This is a genomic window from Scleromatobacter humisilvae, from assembly GCF_023231945.1.
GTDB classification, from domain to species: Bacteria; Pseudomonadota; Gammaproteobacteria; order Burkholderiales; family Burkholderiaceae_C; genus Scleromatobacter; species Scleromatobacter humisilvae.
In genome coordinates, this window is the sequence record NZ_JAJLJH010000001.1 from 65443 (window position 1) to 79871 (window position 14429).

The following is a 14429-nucleotide window of genomic DNA, read 5'->3' on the forward strand; positions in this document are numbered from 1 at the left end:
AATAGTTTTCGAGCGGGAAAACCCGACTACCATGCCCCGCTGATCGTTCGCGCCGTGAGGCTGGACGGCCACGAATAACGAGGAGCAGGAATGATCAACGACATCCTCCGACGTCCGCCCTGGCGCAGCAGCGCCTTGAGCATCGCCGTCGGCCTGGCCTTGTCGGCATGTGCCGTCGGGCCCGACTTCCACGCGCCGGAGGCGCCCAAGGTGGCCGACGCGAGCCATCCGTACACGCCGGCGCCGCTGCCAGCGATGGCGGCCAGCAATCCGAGCCCGGCCTACGTGCCGCAGCACTTCGTCGACGGGCAGGACATCTCCGCCACGTGGTGGGAGGCCTTCCAGTCGCCGGCGCTCAACGCGCTCGTGCAGTCGGCGCTGGCGCACAGCCCCACGGTGACCGCGGCGCAGGCCACGCTGCGCCAGGCCGAGGAGAACTACCGCGCCGACTACGGCTCGAAGGTGTTCCCGTCGGTCAGCGGCCAGCTGCAGGGCGCGCGCCAGCGCTATCCCGTCGCCCAGGGCGAGGGCATCCCGGCGGGCTACACGGCCAACCTGTTCACGGCGGCGCTCGACGTCTCGTACACGCTGGACGTGTTCGGCGGCAACAAGCGCGAGCTCGAAGGCGTGCGCGCGGCCATCGACTACCAGCGCTTCCAGGTCGAGGCCACCTGGCTGAGCCTGACGTCCAGCGTGGTCGCCACCGCGATCCAGGAAGCCTCGCTGCGCGCGCAGCTGCAGGTCACGCGCGACGTCGTCGACAACGCCAACCGGTCGCTCAAGGTGATCGACGCGCAGGTGCGCCTCGGCGCCCTCGCCCGCGGCGCGTTGCTGCAGCAGCAGACGCTGATCGCGCAGCAGCAGGCGCAGATCCCGCCGCTCGAGAAGGCGCTGGCGCAGACGCGCCACCAGCTCGCCGTGCTGGCCGGACGCCTGCCCGGCGACGACGGCCTGCCCACCTTCGACATCGACTCGCTGACGCTGCCGCGCGACCTGCCGGTCAGCGTGCCCTCCGCGCTGGTGCGCCAGCGCCCGGACATCCGCGCCAGCGAGGCGCAGCTGCACGAGGCGAGCGCGCAGATCGGCGTGGCCACCGCGGCGCTCTATCCGAACATCACGCTGAGCGGCAGTGTCGACCGCGAGAGCTTCAAGCTCGGCCGCCTGTTCGACACCGGCACCACCGGCTGGAGCCTGGTGGGCGGCCTGGTGCAGCCGATCTTCAACGGCGGCGCGCTGCAGGCCAGGAAGCGGGCCTCCGTTGCCGCGTACGACGCCGCGCAGGCGCAGTACCAGAGCACGGTGCTCAATGCCTTCCTCAACGTGGCCAACACGCTGCGCGCGGTCGACACCGACGCCGACGAGGTCACCGCCACCGCCGACGCCGAGCGCCTGGCCAACGAGGCGCTGAGGCTCGTCGAGCGGCAGTATCAGCTCGGCGCGGTGAGCTACCTCGCCTCGCTCGACGCGCAGCGCACTTACCTGAGCACGCGCGTGGCGCTGGTGCAGGCGCGCGCGGCGCGCTTCACCGACACCGCGGCGCTGTTCCAGGCGCTGGGCGGCGGCTGGTGGAACGCGCCGGACGCGGTGGCCTCGGCGGCGAGTGCGTCCTCGGCGTCGCACTGACCACGACAACATCCTGCGTCCGCCGGTTGCGGCGGCCGCGACGAACATCGAACACGAAATCTGGAGTGAGAACATGACGAAGCGGATGCTCATCATGATTGGCGGGATTGTGGTGCTGTTGCTGGTCCTGATCGGGGGATTCATCATGCACATCAGGACGCTGATCGCATCGGCACCGAAGCCGTTCCCGCAGACGGTGACGGCCATCAAGGTCACGTCGCAGGAATGGCAGCCCACGCTGGCGGCCGTCGGCAGCGTCACGCCGGTGCGCGGCGTCGACGTCACAACCGAGATCGCGGGCCTCGTGCGCGAGATCCATTTCAAGTCGGGCCAGGACGTGAAGAAGGGCGACATCCTCGTCGAACTCAACGCCGATTCCGACAAGGCGCAGCTCGCCGCGCTGGAAGCGGCCGCCGAGCTGTCGGGCACCGTCCTGAAGCGCGACAAGGCGCAATTCGACGCGCAGGCGATCGCGCAGGCCCAGGTCGATGCCGATGCCGCCGACCTCAAGAGCAAGCGTGCACTGGCCGATCAGCAGAAGGCCATCATCGACAAGAAGACGATCCGCGCGCCGTTCTCCGGCAAGCTGGGCATCACCACGGTCAACCCCGGCCAGTACGTCAACCCGGGCGACAAGATCGTGACGCTGCAGACGATCGACCCGATCTACGTGGACTTCAACCTGCCGCAGAAGGAAGTCGGCAATTTGGCGGTGGGCCAGGTCGTCAACGTCACCACCGACGGCTTCCCCGGCGTGCAGTTCCCCGGCAAGATCACCGCGATCAGCCCGAAGGTCGACACGACGACGCGCAACGTCGTCGTCGAGGCGACGTTCCCGAACCCGAAGCGCCAGATGCTGCCCGGCATGTTCGCCAACGCCGCCGTGGACGTCGGCGACAAGAAGCACTACCTGACGCTGCCGCAGACCGCGATCACGTACAACCCGTACGGCTCGACGGTGTTCGTCGTGCAGACCGCCGCCGAGGCGGCCGCTGCCGCCAAGGCGGCGTCGGCGCCTGCACCGGCTGCCTCGTCGGGCTACTTCGTGCAGCAGGCCTTCGTCACCACGGGCGAGACGCGCGGCGACCAGGTCGCGATCCTCAGCGGCCTGAAGGAAGGCCAGACGGTCGTCAGCAGCGGTCAGGTCAAGCTGAAGAACGGCACGTGGATCACGATCGACAACAAGATCGTCCCCGCCAACAGTCCGAATCCCACCCCGCAGGAACATTGAGGCGCACGCCATGAAGTTCACCGACATCTTCATCAAGCGGCCGGTGCTGGCCGGCGTGATCAGCCTGCTGATCGTCGTGCTGGGCCTGCGCTCGCTGTTCGGCCTGCCGGTCAACCAGTACCCGAAGACGCAGAACTCGGTCGTCACGATCTCGACCACCTACTACGGCGCCGACGCCGCGACGGTGGCCGGCTTCATCACGCAGCCGCTCGAAAGCGCGATCGCGCAGGCGCAGGGCATCGACTACCTGTCCTCGTCGAGCGCCAGCGGCGTCTCGACGATCACCGCGACGCTGCGCCTGAACTACGACGCCAACCGCGCGCTGACCGAGATCAACACGCAGGTGAACTCGGTCAAGAACCAGCTGCCCGCCGCGGCGCAGCAGCCGGTGCTGACGGTCGCGACCGGCCAGACCACCGACGCGATGTACATGGGCTTCTACAGCGACACGCTGCCCACGAACAACGTCACCGACTTCCTGCAGCGCGCCGTCAAGCCCAAGCTCGACTCGGTGCCCGGCGTGCAGACGGCCGAGCTGCTGGGCGCGCGCCTGTTCGCGCTGCGTGCCTGGCTCGACGCCGACAAGATGGCCGCGCACGGCCTGTCCGCGACCGACATCAGCACCGCGCTCGCGACCAACAACTACCTCGCGGCGCTCGGCTCGTCCAAGGGCCAGATGGTCACCGTGCCGCTGACGGCCGGCACCGACCTGCACTCGCTCGACGAGTTCAAGAAGCTGATCGTCAAGCAGAACGGCGACTCCATCGTGCGGCTGGAGGACGTCGCCACCGTCACGCTCGGTTCCGAGAACTACGACTTCAACGTCGCGTTCAGCGGCGTGCGCTCGGTGTTCATCGGCATCAAGGTGGCGCCGGAGGCCAACATCCTCGACGTCGCAAAGCGCGTGCGCGAGGCCTTCCCCGACCTCAAGGCGCAGTTGCCCAACGGCGTGACGGGCGAGATCGTCTACGACTCCACCGACTTCATCAACACCTCGATCAGCGAGGTCGTGAAGACGCTGGTGGAGGCGCTGCTGATCGTCACCGTCGTGATCTACCTGTTCCTCGGCACGTTCCGCGCCGTGGTCGTGCCGGTGATCGCGATGCCGTTGTCGCTGATCGGCACGTTCTTCATCATGCTGATGCTCGGCTACTCGATCAACCTGCTCACGCTGCTCTCGCTCGTGCTGGCGATCGGGCTGGTCGTCGACGACGCCATCATCGTGGTGGAGAACGTCGACCGCCACATGAAGGAGGAGCACAAGACGCCGATGGAGGCCGCGCTGATCGCCGCGCGCGAGCTGGGCAGCCCGATTCTCGCGATGACGGCCGTGCTGATCGCCGTGTACGTGCCGATCGGCTTCCAGGGCGGCCTCACCGGCGCGCTCTTCACCGAATTCGCGTTCACGCTCGCGGCCGCCGTGTTCGTCTCGGGCGTCGTCGCGCTGACGCTGTCGCCGATGATGTGCTCGCGCATCTTCACGCAGGAGCAGGACAACGGGAAGTTCGTCAAGGCGATCGACCACGTGTTCGAGAAGGTGCGCCATGGCTACACGCGCTTGCTGCGCAGCCTGCTGGGCACCTATCCCGTGCTGATCGTGATGTCGCTGCTGATATTCGCGATGCTGGTGGCGATGTTCATGTTCTCCAAGTCGGAACTCGCGCCCGAGGAGGACCAGGGCATCGTGCTGTCGCAGGTCGTGGGCTCGCCCACGGCCACGTCCGACCAGATGCAGACCTACGCCAAGCAGGTGTTCGACATCGGCCACTCGATCCCCGAGTACAAGCAGATGTTCCAGATCACCGGCGTGCCGACGACCAACCAGGGCATCGGCGGCGTCCTCCTGAAGAACTGGGGCGATCGCACGCGCAGCGCGCACCAGATCCAGCTCGACCTGCAGGACAAGTGGAACAAGATCGCCGGCGCGCGCGTCGCCGCGTTCCAGTTCCCGCCGCTGCCCGGCTCGTCCGGCCTGCCGGTGCAGTTCGTCATCACGACGACCGAGCCGTTCGAGAACCTCAACACGGTGGCGCAGCAGGTGCTGGACAAGGCGCGCGCGTCCGGCAAGTTCTACTACGTCGACCTGGACCTGAAGCTCGACGCGCCGCAGGCGACCGTCGTCGTCGACCGCGAGAAGATCGCGGCCCTCGGCATGACGCAGCAGGACGTCGGCAACGCGCTCGGCTCGGCGCTCGGTGGCGGCTACGTCAACTACTTCTCCATCGCGGGCCGCTCGTACAAGGTGATCCCGCAGGTGCAGCAGGTCGACCGCCTGAACCCGTCCAACGTGCTCGACTTCTACATCAAGACGCCCACCGCCGGCCTGATCCCGGCGAGCACCGTCGCGAGCATCAAGTACACGGTGCAGCCAGAGTCGATCTCGCGCTTCCAGCAGCTCAACTCGGTGACGATCATCGCGGTGCCGGCCGGCTCGCAGGGCGAGTCGCTGCAGTTCCTGCGCGACACGCTGAAGGCCGCGGCGCCCAGTGGCTACAACGCCGACTATGCGGGCCAGTCGCGTGTCTTCAGCTCGGAGTCGGGCGGCTTCCTCATCACGCTCGGGTTCGCGGTCGTCATCGTGTTCCTGACCCTGGCCGCGCAGTTCGAGAGCTTCCGCGACCCCGTCGTCATCCTGTTCTCGGTGCCGCTGGCGCTGTTCGGCGCGGTGATCTTCATCTTCCTCGGCTTCGCGTCGATGAACATCTACACGCAGGTCGGGCTGGTGACGCTGATGGGATTGATCTCGAAACACGGGATCCTGATCGTCGAGGTGGCCAACAACGAGCAGAAGAAGGGCCTGAGCAAGCTGGACGCCGTCCTCGAGGCCACCGGCATCCGGCTGCGCCCGATCCTGATGACCACCGCCGCGATGGTCTTCGGCGTGGTGCCGCTGGTCATCGCCTCCGGCGCCGGCGCGGCGGGCCGCCAGGCGATGGGCCTCGTGATCTTCACCGGCATGTCGATCGGCACGCTGTTCACGCTGTTCGTCGTCCCGGCCTGGTACATGCTGCTCGGCGCGAAGCACGAGAAGAGCGTCGACAAGGACGCGGCGCTCGATGACGAGACGCGCGAGGCCGACGAGGAGATGGCGCCGAAGCCAGCGCACTGAGCACGTCGCGCTTGCAGACGCGAAGGGCCCGGCGGTGACGTCGGGCCCTTTTTCATGGCGGTCGCCGCGCGTGGCTCAGCGCTTGGCCGCGTCCCCCGCCCAGAGCTCGTCGAGGAACGTGAAATTCCACTTCTCCGGCGACTCGCGCCCGACGATGCGGTCGCTCGTGCCGGACGACAGGTCGAGCCGCTGCAGCGACACCGGCATCTGCGACTTCAGCGAATAGAACACGCGCACGATCGGCGCCGTCAACGCCGCGGCGTTCTGCTCGATCACCACGGCCAGGCGGTCGGAGTGCAGGCGCACCAGCGAGCCGGTCGGGTAGATGCCCACGCTTTTGACGAACGTCGCGAAGATCACGGGATCGAACTGGCCTTTCCAGCTGGCCATCTTGCCGATCGAGTCGGCCGGATCCCAGCCCATCTTGTACGGGCGGTTGGACGTGATCGCGTCGTAGACGTCGCAGATCGAGCCCATGCGCACCAGCTGGTTCAGCTGGTCGTTGGGCAGCTTGTGCGGATAGCCGCCGCCGTCGAAGCGCTCGTGGTGGTGCAGGCAGACGTCCATCGCCTCGGGCACGGTGCCGCGCGCCTCCTGCAGCAGCTCGTGGCCGCGCACCGGGTGGCTGCGCATCACGTCGAATTCGGCGTCGGTGAGCTTGCCGGGCTTGTTGAGGATGTCCAGCGGCATCAGCGCCTTGCCCACGTCGTGCAGCAGGCCGGCGGTGCCCGCCATGCGGCACTGTTCCTCGTCGAAGCCCAGCTCGCGGCCCAGCGCCACCATCAGCGCGCACACGGCCACCGAGTGCATGTAGGAGTAGTCGTCCTGCGTCTTCAGGCGCGCCAGGCTGACGATCGCGCCGGGGTTGCGGATGACGGAGTCGGAGATCTCCTCGACCAGCGGCCGGAACGACTCGGCGTCGATCGCGCGGCCCAGGCGGGCCTCGTTGAACATCTTGTGGACTTGCGCCTTGCCCTTCTGGCACACGGCGGTGGCAGTGCGCATTTCCTCGGCGAAGCTCCTGGACGGCGCGGGGACGGGCGTCGACCTGGCACGGGCCGGCAGGGATGCCGGGCCGGCGCCGGCCGAGGCCGGTGCGGGCTGCGCGGCCGGCACCGCCGCGACAGCCATCGCGGGCGCGGGCACGCGCGCCGGCACGGCCAGCGCGACGGCCTCGTCGGCCACGTCCAGGCCTTTCTCCGGGTCGATCCAGACTTCCTTGATCACGCTGTCCGTCAGCTTCCTGAGCTGGTCGGCGTCGCGGATGATGAAACGTGTCTTCCAGAACGGATGATCCATCCAGGCCCCTTCCAGGGCATGGAGGTGCATGCCCAGGCGGACCTGGTCGACGCGGATCTTCTTGAGCATGGGACGGGCGGACGGGCGGCAGTTGCCGGCGGAAAGCCGGCGCTCTCCTGTTTTCGGCCAGGCGCGCCGCGACTGTAGCGTTGCCGCGCAGGATCCGAAAAAACAAAACCGCCCGGAGGCGGTTTCGTCGTGATCGATTGCCGCGCCGGCCGTCCGGCCGCGCGCGCTACTTGAACTTGGCCTGCGGCACGGTGCGCAGCTCGCCCGGCAGCGACGCCAGGTAGTCGGCGATCTCGGCGATGGTGTCGTCCTTCAGCGGCTTGGCCATCGCGCCCATCACCGCGTTGGAGCGGCCGTAGTGCGGATTGCCCTCGACCTTGTACGACCTCAGCGCGATCGCCAGGTAGTCCGGGTACTGGCCCGCGATGCGGGGGATGGTGCCGTCGGTCGGCGTCGAGAAGTTGACGCCGTGGCACGCCACGCAGGTGGTGACCGCGCTGCGGATCTTGTCGGGCACCGCCGACTCGAGCGCCGCGGGCACCGGGCCGTCGGGATGGCCGAGCTTCGAGTAGTAGGCCGCGATGTCGGCGATGTCCTGGTCGGTCAGCGACGTCGCGATGCTGCGCATCGTCGGATGCTTGCGGTCGCCGCTGCGATAGGCCGTCAGCGCCGCACTGATGTACTTGGCGTCCTGGCCCGCGATCCTGGGCACGTGGTAGACCTGCGGGAAGTCGCCCTGGTAGCCGACGATGCCGTGGCAGCCGATGCACATCTGAACCTTGGTCGACCCGCGTTGCGCATCGCCGGTCTGCGCATGGGCGGTGGAGAAGACGCCCGCGAGGGCCAGAAGCAAGGTCAGGGTTCTTGTCATCGTCTCGTCTTTGTTGATCCGCAGGAGCAGTACTTCCAGTGCAGGGGTCCGTGCCGGCCTGCTCCAAAGATTATAGGAACGTCCCTTTATACTGGAACGACCCGCCCCGTCAGGCAAAACCCACCCCCAGCCGCCATGAAGTTCGAAGGTTCAGCCAACTACGTCGCCACGCCCGACCTGATGCTCGCGGTCAACGCGTCGATGACGCTGCGCCGTCCGCTGCTGGTCAAGGGCGAGCCCGGCACCGGCAAGACGATGCTCGCCGAGGAAGCCGCGAGCGCGCTGGGCCTGCCGCTGCTCGAATGGCATATCAAGAGCACGACGAAGGCGCAGCAGGGCCTGTACGAATACGACGCGGTGAGCCGGCTGCGCGACAGCCAGCTGGGCGACCCGCGCGTCAAGGACATCCACAACTACATCGTCAAGGGCGTGCTGTGGCAGGCCTTCACCAGCGAGACGCCGGTGGCGCTGCTGATCGACGAGATCGACAAGGCCGACATCGAGTTCCCGAACGACCTGCTGCGCGAACTCGATCGCATGGAGTTCCATGTCTACGAGACCAAGGAGACGATCCGCGCGATCCAGCGCCCGGTCGTCTTCATCACCAGCAACAACGAGAAGGAGCTGCCCGACGCCTTCCTGCGCCGCTGCTTCTTCCACTACATCAAGTTCCCCGAGGCCTCGACGATGCAGCAGATCGTCGACGTGCACTTCCCCGGCATCAAGCAGGAGCTGGTGGCCGCCGCGCTCAAGAGCTTCTACGACGTGCGCAACCTGCCGGGCCTGAAGAAGAAGCCCTCGACCTCCGAGCTGCTCGACTGGCTCAAGCTGCTGCTGGCCGAGGACATCCCGGTCGCCGCGCTGCAGTCCAGGGACGACAAGGTCTCGATCCCGCCGCTGATCGGCGCGCTCCTCAAGAACGAGCAGGACGTGACGCTGTTCGAGAAGCTCATCTTCATGCAGAAGAACAACCGCTAGAGATGCTGAATGTCCAGCCGGTCACGCTCACCGACGGGCGCATCCGCCTCGAGCCGATGGCGCTCGCGCACGTCGACGCACTGAAGGCCGCGGCCGCCGACGGCCAGTTGTGGAACATCCGCGTCACCTCGGTGCCCGACCCGGACGACACGCGCGGCTACGTGGAGCGCGCGCTCGCGATGCGCGCGCAGGGCAACCGCCTGCCCTTCGTCGTCGTCGATCTCGAGAACCACGACCGCATCATCGGCTCGACCAGCTACCACGACATCGTGCCGGCCATCGACCGCCTGGAGATCGGCTGGACCTGGTACGCGAAGAGCACGCAGCGCTCGCACGTCAACACCTGCGCCAAGCTGCTGCTGCTGGTGCACGCGTTCGAGACCTTGAACGCGAAGCTGGTGGGCTGGCGCACCGACAACTACAACTTCGCCAGCCAGAAGGCGATCGAGCGGCTGGGCGCGAGGAAGGACGGCGTGCTGCGGCATCACGCGGTGCGGCGCGACGGCACGGTGCGCGACACGGTGATGTATAGCCTGACCGCCGGCGAGTGGCCGGAGGTCAAGGCGCACTTGCTCCATCAGCAGAACAAGCCGCGCTCATGACGGCGTCGACGCTGCGACGCGTCGCGTCAAGCGCCTGCCCCGACTCCCGCGCGAGACTGGCTGACCGACATGCCCCGGCCATTTCCGTCCGCATTCGAGGCCGCAGGACGTGAAAAAGCCGCCGGCGTCTCGCGACGCGGGCGGCTTCAGCGCCAGCGCAGGCTCAGGCCGCGCGGCTCTTGCGGCGACGCGCCAGCGCGCCGACGACGCCCAGGCCCAGCGCCATCATGCCCAGTTCGGCCGGTTCGGGGACGGACGTCGCGAAGGCGCCGACCGTCAGGCCGTGCCAGTACTCGCCCGTCGTGTCGGTGAACGAGATCGACGAGTAGGTGCCGATCAGCTCGATGACGCCGTGCAGTTCGCCGCTGCCGACGAAGGAGTTGCTGGTCGGCGTCGCGTAGGTGCCGCAGCCCCAGTAGCCGCAGCCCGAGCTGAGGTAGTCGATGTTGTAGGTCTGGGTGTCGGTGCCGCCGCCGAAGGTCACGTTGGCGCCGTTCCAGCTCACCAGGGCGATCACCGGGTTGACGACCGGCGCGGAGAACGTGATGACGCTGGTGCCGGCGTCGCTCAGGCCGACGATGTCCGCCGCGCCCGGGGCGTTCGAGACCGTCGAGCTCAGGTACGGACCGTTCGGCACCCAATAGTTCGTGCCGGAACCGTTCAGCTGGGCGAACGCGTATTGCGCGCCGCTGTACGTGACGCTGACGGGCGAGCCGTCGACCGTCACGGTGCCGGAGACCGTGGAAGCGGTGTCGCTGGACCAGTTGGCCCACGACACGGTCGCGGCCGACGCGCCCTGCGCGGCCAGGGCCAGGAGTGCGGCCAGCGCGGCGGCAGTCATCTTCGTCTTCATGTTGGATTCCCTCTGGATGGATGTCGGATCTTGACGAACCCGAAGCCGGCGGCGCCGGCACACAGGACGTCGATTCTCGGCCGAATATAGCGGCAGGCGCCGTGGGCGGTCAGCCCCAAAAAGGGTGAGTCGCGTCCCCGGGGCCCGGCCGTCGCCATGCGAAGTCCCTTCAGCGCGGCGCCACCTCGCGCCGGCAGTCGCCCGCCATCTCCGCATCGCGGCCCACGATCGCCGCGCGGGTCTCGGCGCCGTCGACGGCGATGCGGCAGTCGTCGAAGGTCACGCCGCGGGCGTCGCGCACGAAGAACGCGTAGCCGGGCAGCGCGTAGTCGATGACCTCGGCCTTCGCGGTCGGCGTCGCGAAGACGAACTTGGCGTCCGGGTAGCCGCCGGCGTAGGCCGGGAAGCGGTCGACATCCGCGACGCCGCTGCCGAAGACGTGCGGACCGGCCGCGTCGCCGACGCCGCGCCAGGTGATCGCGATGTCCTTGAACGCGATCGCCTGCAGGTCGTGCCGCCCGGCCGCATCGGCCGGCGCGCCGGTCAGCAGCGCGCCCCACGGATAGCGCAGGCGCTCGCCGCGGATCGTCTCGAAGCGGATGTCGTGGATCGCGCCGACGCCCGCGGGGCCGCGCGCGCCCAGCAGCACGAAGACCGGCGTGCCGACGTCCGACAGCGTGATGCGCCGGAACGTCACGTCCGCCACCTCGCCGCCGTCGACCGATTCGACCGCCATCGCCGCGGCCTGCGCGTTCTCGATCGCGATGTCCTCGAACACGATCCGGCGCATCGGCCCGACGGTGGCCGTGCCCAGCTTCAGGCCGTTGGCCACGCCCGCGCCGCGCACGTGGTTGCGCCGCACGACGACGTCGCTCAGGCCCTTCGCGCCGCCGCTCTTGAGGCAGATGCCGTCGTCGCCGGCGTTGACCGTGTTGTCCTCGATCAGCACGTCGTGCCCGTCCACGACGTCGATGCCGTCGTGCGTCGGCCCGTGCGGCGAGTCGACGTCGATGCCGCGGATGACCAGGTGCTCGACCTCCATGTTGACCACCGCCCACGTCGCGGCGTTGCGCACCCGCACGCCCTCGATCGCGACGTTGGTGGACAGCGCCGTGAAGATCGCCATCGGCCGCTCGCCCTCGCGCCGCGCCATGCCGCGCCACTTGTCGATGTCGGCGTTGCCGTCGATGGTGCCGCCGCCCTCGATGCGCACGGCCGTGGCGCCGACCGCGTAGACCAGCGCGTGGCGGCAGTCGTCCAGCTGCGTGTTGACGACGAGCGGCTTGAGCGTCGGGTAGTCGGCGTCGTCGCGGCTGCCCAGCAACGTCGCGCCGCGTTCGATGCGCAGCGTGACGTGGCTGTGCAGCACGATCGTGCCCGAGAGGAAGGTGCCGTGCGCCAGCACCACGGTGCCGCCCGCGTCCTCGGAGCAGGCCTCGATGGCGCGCTGCAGGGCGGCGGTGTCCTTGGCCTGGCCGTCGCCGACGGCGCCGAAGGCGTAGGCGTCGCAGGTGCGCGCGCTCGCGGGCGTGACGCGCGTGGGCGCGGCGGGCGCAGGCTCCTGCACCGCGCAGCCAACCATGACGAGCGGGCCTGTCGAAGCAAGCACCAACAGGCGGAGAAATGAACGCATGCGCAACTCCGGTTCGATGTCCGCACGCATTCTGCCGCCGATGCGGCCGCCTGGCCCCGCGTCCGCGTCAGGGCAGCGGCCGGGCGAGCCACGATCCGGCCGCCGACTCGTCGCTGAAGATCGCGATGTCCCAGCCGGCGCGGCTGGCCAGGGCGATGCCCAGGCTCAGAATGCCTCGCGCATGCGGTTCGCGCACGACCATCGCGTAGCGGATCTCGCGATCGAAGCCGAACTTGTCGAGGTTGGTGTGGAAGTCGCGCACGTAGGTGCTCGAGATCTCGCCCGCCAGTTCGTTGAGCACCAGGACCCGGCGGATGCCCAGGCTCCTGCAGCGCAGCGTGGCCGCGGGCCAGAACTCCCACTGCTCCTCGATCTTCTCGAAGTCGTGGATGCGCCGGTCTCCGCTGAAGACGACCGTCATGGTGTCCGCGGTTTCGGAAGCAATGGTGATCGAGCCCATCCGGGGCGACTCCGTCAAGCGACCGCCGCACGGCGACGGCCATGCCGGATTGTGCGTCACGGCCCCGCGCGGCGCCGGCTCGCTGCGGGCGGAACTCGCATCGACGAAAAGGGCGCGCGACCTCGCGGCCGCGCGCCCTCGCCGGATGACAGCGTCTTCTTATTGGGTGCGGAACTGTTCGACGGTGCGGGCCAGCTTGCCCGCCTGGTCGCGCATCGATTCGGCGGCGGCGGCGGACTGCTCCACCAGCGCGGCGTTCTGCTGCGTCATCTGGTCGACGTTGTTGACGGCGTCGTTGACCAGCTGGATGCCGCCGGCCTGCTCGCTGGTGGCGGTGGTGATCTCGCCCAGCACCTCGCTGACGCGGCGCACCGCGCTGACGATCTCGTGCATCGTCGAGCCCGCGTCCTGCACCAGGCGCGCGCCGCTTTCCACCTTGTCGACCGAGGCGCCGATCAGCGTCTTGATCTCCTTGGCGGCTTCGGCGGAGCGCTGCGCCAGCGAGCGCACCTCGCCGGCGACGACCGCGAAGCCGCGGCCCTGTTCGCCGGCACGGGCCGCCTCGACCGCGGCATTGAGCGCGAGGATGTTGGTCTGGAAGGCGATGCCGTCGATCACGCCGATGATGTCGGCGATCTTCTTGGACGAGGCATTGATCTCGTTCATCGTCGAGACGACCTGCGACACGACCTCGCCGCCGCGCGTGGCGATCTGCGAGGCCGAGTTGGCCAGCCCGTGCGCCTGCGTGGCGGCGTCGGCGCTGTGGCGGATCGTGCTGGTGAGCTCGTCCATCGAACTCGCGGCCTGCTGCAGGCTGCCGGCGGTCTGCTCGGTGCGCGCGCTGAGATCCTGGTTGCCGCTGGCCACCTCGGTGCTGGCGACCTGGATCTGCTCGGTGGAGCTGCGGATCTCGCGCACGATGCGCGTCAGCGAGTCCTGCATCTTGCCCAGCGACGCGGTCAGCTGGGCGGACTCGTCGCTGCCCACCACGCGGCAGTTGCCGGTGAGGTCGCCCGCGGCGATGCGGTCGGCGGCCTTCTGCGCGGCCTGCACCGGGCCGACGATGCTGCGCGTCAGCGCGAAGCCGATGGCGATCGAGAACAGCGCGCTGACGACGCCGCACACGACGTTGACGACGCTCATGGCCATGACTGCGGAGGAGATCGCGGCGCCGTCGGCATCGGTGCGCCTGGATTCGTAGGCGACCAGGGCGTCCGACGCGGCGAGATACTCGTCGGTGAGGACGTTGAACGCCTGCGAGGCCTGGCCCTTGGCGATCGTGGCGGCGATCGAGGAACCGCCCTCGCCGGCCTTGTTCATCGCTTCGCGCGCCGCCAGGTAGCGCTGGCGCACCTCGGCCAGCTTCTGCTGGAGCGCGACACCCTCGGGCGTCGTCTCGATGGCCTGGAAGCGCTTCTGCAGCACGGTCGTCTCGGCCGACGTCGCCTTGATCTTGGCGAGCAGCGGTTCGGCAAGCGTCGCGTCGGTCATCAGCGCCGCCGTGGCCGAACGGCTGGAATTCACCGCGATGTACTGGCGCCAGCGATACGACAGCGCCGTGCGTTCGGCCTGCTCGGCCGTCAGCTCATGCGACCGCGACTGGATCTCCATCAGGCGGATCTGGCTGAAGCCTGCCGAGACGACGGTCAGCGCGACCACGACGGCAAACGCCAGGCTCAAGCGGCGCCCGATGCGCCATTGGCTGAGAAAACTCATGGTGTCTCCAAACGAAAATGCGCTCGTCGACCTCTGCGGGTCGAT

General features: G+C 68.5%; 11 protein-coding genes. 5 read left to right on the top strand and 6 right to left on the bottom strand.

The window, feature by feature from the left end:
* Window positions 1-90 precede the first annotated feature (90 nt).
* The 3 genes from LPC04_RS00320 to LPC04_RS00330 all read left to right on the top strand — a co-directional run bounded on the left by LPC04_RS00320 (window position 91) and on the right by LPC04_RS00330 (window position 5963).
* A complete protein-coding gene (locus LPC04_RS00320) occupies window positions 91-1623 on the top strand; it encodes an efflux transporter outer membrane subunit (RefSeq protein ID WP_275680181.1) in 1533 nt (510 codons plus the stop codon).
* A 73-nt stretch (window positions 1624-1696) separates the two neighbouring features.
* A complete protein-coding gene (locus LPC04_RS00325; protein WP_275680182.1) occupies window positions 1697-2854 on the top strand; it encodes an efflux RND transporter periplasmic adaptor subunit in 1158 nt (385 codons plus the stop codon).
* A gap of 10 nt (window positions 2855-2864) precedes the next feature.
* Window positions 2865-5963 carry an efflux RND transporter permease subunit gene (locus LPC04_RS00330; RefSeq protein WP_275680183.1) on the top strand — a complete coding sequence of 1033 codons (3099 nt, stop codon included), beginning with the start codon at window positions 2865-2867 and terminating at the stop codon, window positions 5961-5963.
* 75 nt (window positions 5964-6038) lie between these two features.
* Here LPC04_RS00330 and LPC04_RS00335 read toward each other — a convergent pair whose 3' ends face one another.
* Together LPC04_RS00335 and LPC04_RS00340 are read right to left on the bottom strand one after the other, a co-directional pair.
* Window positions 6039-7331 (bottom strand): HD-GYP domain-containing protein, encoded by a 1293-nt coding sequence (locus LPC04_RS00335; RefSeq protein ID WP_275680184.1) that lies wholly within the window; start codon window positions 7329-7331, stop codon window positions 6039-6041.
* Window positions 7332-7497: 166 nt separating this feature from the next.
* Window positions 7498-8142 (bottom strand): c-type cytochrome, encoded by a 645-nt coding sequence (locus LPC04_RS00340; protein WP_275680185.1) that lies wholly within the window; start codon window positions 8140-8142, stop codon window positions 7498-7500.
* A gap of 135 nt (window positions 8143-8277) precedes the next feature.
* Between LPC04_RS00340 and LPC04_RS00345 the strand changes: the two genes are divergently transcribed.
* Entirely contained in the window at window positions 8278-9120 is an 843-nt protein-coding gene (locus tag LPC04_RS00345; RefSeq protein WP_275680186.1) for an AAA family ATPase, read from the top strand.
* Window positions 9121-9122: 2 nt separating this feature from the next.
* Window positions 9123-9722, top strand: coding sequence for a GNAT family N-acetyltransferase (locus LPC04_RS00350; protein WP_275680187.1), 600 nt, complete (start codon window positions 9123-9125; stop codon window positions 9720-9722).
* 163 nt (window positions 9723-9885) lie between these two features.
* Here the strand turns inward: LPC04_RS00350 and LPC04_RS00355 are convergent, their stop codons facing one another.
* The 4 genes from LPC04_RS00355 to LPC04_RS00370 all read right to left on the bottom strand — a co-directional run bounded on the left by LPC04_RS00355 (window position 9886) and on the right by LPC04_RS00370 (window position 14384).
* Entirely contained in the window at window positions 9886-10575 is a 690-nt protein-coding gene (locus LPC04_RS00355; RefSeq protein WP_275680188.1) for a PEP-CTERM sorting domain-containing protein, read from the bottom strand.
* Between the two features lie 169 nt (window positions 10576-10744).
* On the bottom strand, window positions 10745-12208 hold the full coding sequence (locus tag LPC04_RS00360; RefSeq protein WP_275680189.1) for a glycoside hydrolase family 28 protein: 1464 nt from the start codon (window positions 12206-12208) through the stop codon (window positions 10745-10747).
* 67 nt (window positions 12209-12275) lie between these two features.
* Window positions 12276-12629 (bottom strand): hypothetical protein, encoded by a 354-nt coding sequence (locus tag LPC04_RS00365; RefSeq protein WP_275680190.1) that lies wholly within the window; start codon window positions 12627-12629, stop codon window positions 12276-12278.
* Window positions 12630-12827: 198 nt separating this feature from the next.
* The gene (locus LPC04_RS00370; RefSeq protein WP_275680191.1) at window positions 12828-14384 is read right to left on the bottom strand and encodes a methyl-accepting chemotaxis protein; all 1557 of its coding nucleotides are present in this window, start codon (window positions 14382-14384) and stop codon (window positions 12828-12830) included.
* Window positions 14385-14429: the final 45 nt, after the last annotated feature.

What these genes read in the sequence shown, in the direction of transcription:
- LPC04_RS00320 (WP_275680181.1), top strand. Translation starts at nt 91, where the DNA reads ATGATCAACGACATCCTCCGACGTCCGCCCTGGCGCAGCAGCGCCTTG.
- LPC04_RS00325 (WP_275680182.1), top strand. Translation starts at nt 1,697, where the DNA reads ATGACGAAGCGGATGCTCATCATGATTGGCGGGATTGTGGTGCTGTTG.
- LPC04_RS00330 (WP_275680183.1), top strand. Translation starts at nt 2,865, where the DNA reads ATGAAGTTCACCGACATCTTCATCAAGCGGCCGGTGCTGGCCGGCGTG.
- LPC04_RS00335 (WP_275680184.1), bottom strand. Translation starts at nt 7,331, where the DNA reads ATGCTCAAGAAGATCCGCGTCGACCAGGTCCGCCTGGGCATGCACCTC.
- LPC04_RS00340 (WP_275680185.1), bottom strand. Translation starts at nt 8,142, where the DNA reads ATGACAAGAACCCTGACCTTGCTTCTGGCCCTCGCGGGCGTCTTCTCC.
- LPC04_RS00345 (WP_275680186.1), top strand. Translation starts at nt 8,278, where the DNA reads ATGAAGTTCGAAGGTTCAGCCAACTACGTCGCCACGCCCGACCTGATG.
- LPC04_RS00350 (WP_275680187.1), top strand. Translation starts at nt 9,123, where the DNA reads ATGCTGAATGTCCAGCCGGTCACGCTCACCGACGGGCGCATCCGCCTC.
- LPC04_RS00355 (WP_275680188.1), bottom strand. Translation starts at nt 10,575, where the DNA reads ATGAAGACGAAGATGACTGCCGCCGCGCTGGCCGCACTCCTGGCCCTG.
- LPC04_RS00360 (WP_275680189.1), bottom strand. Translation starts at nt 12,208, where the DNA reads ATGCGTTCATTTCTCCGCCTGTTGGTGCTTGCTTCGACAGGCCCGCTC.
- LPC04_RS00365 (WP_275680190.1), bottom strand. Translation starts at nt 12,629, where the DNA reads ATGACGGTCGTCTTCAGCGGAGACCGGCGCATCCACGACTTCGAGAAG.
- LPC04_RS00370 (WP_275680191.1), bottom strand. Translation starts at nt 14,384, where the DNA reads ATGAGTTTTCTCAGCCAATGGCGCATCGGGCGCCGCTTGAGCCTGGCG.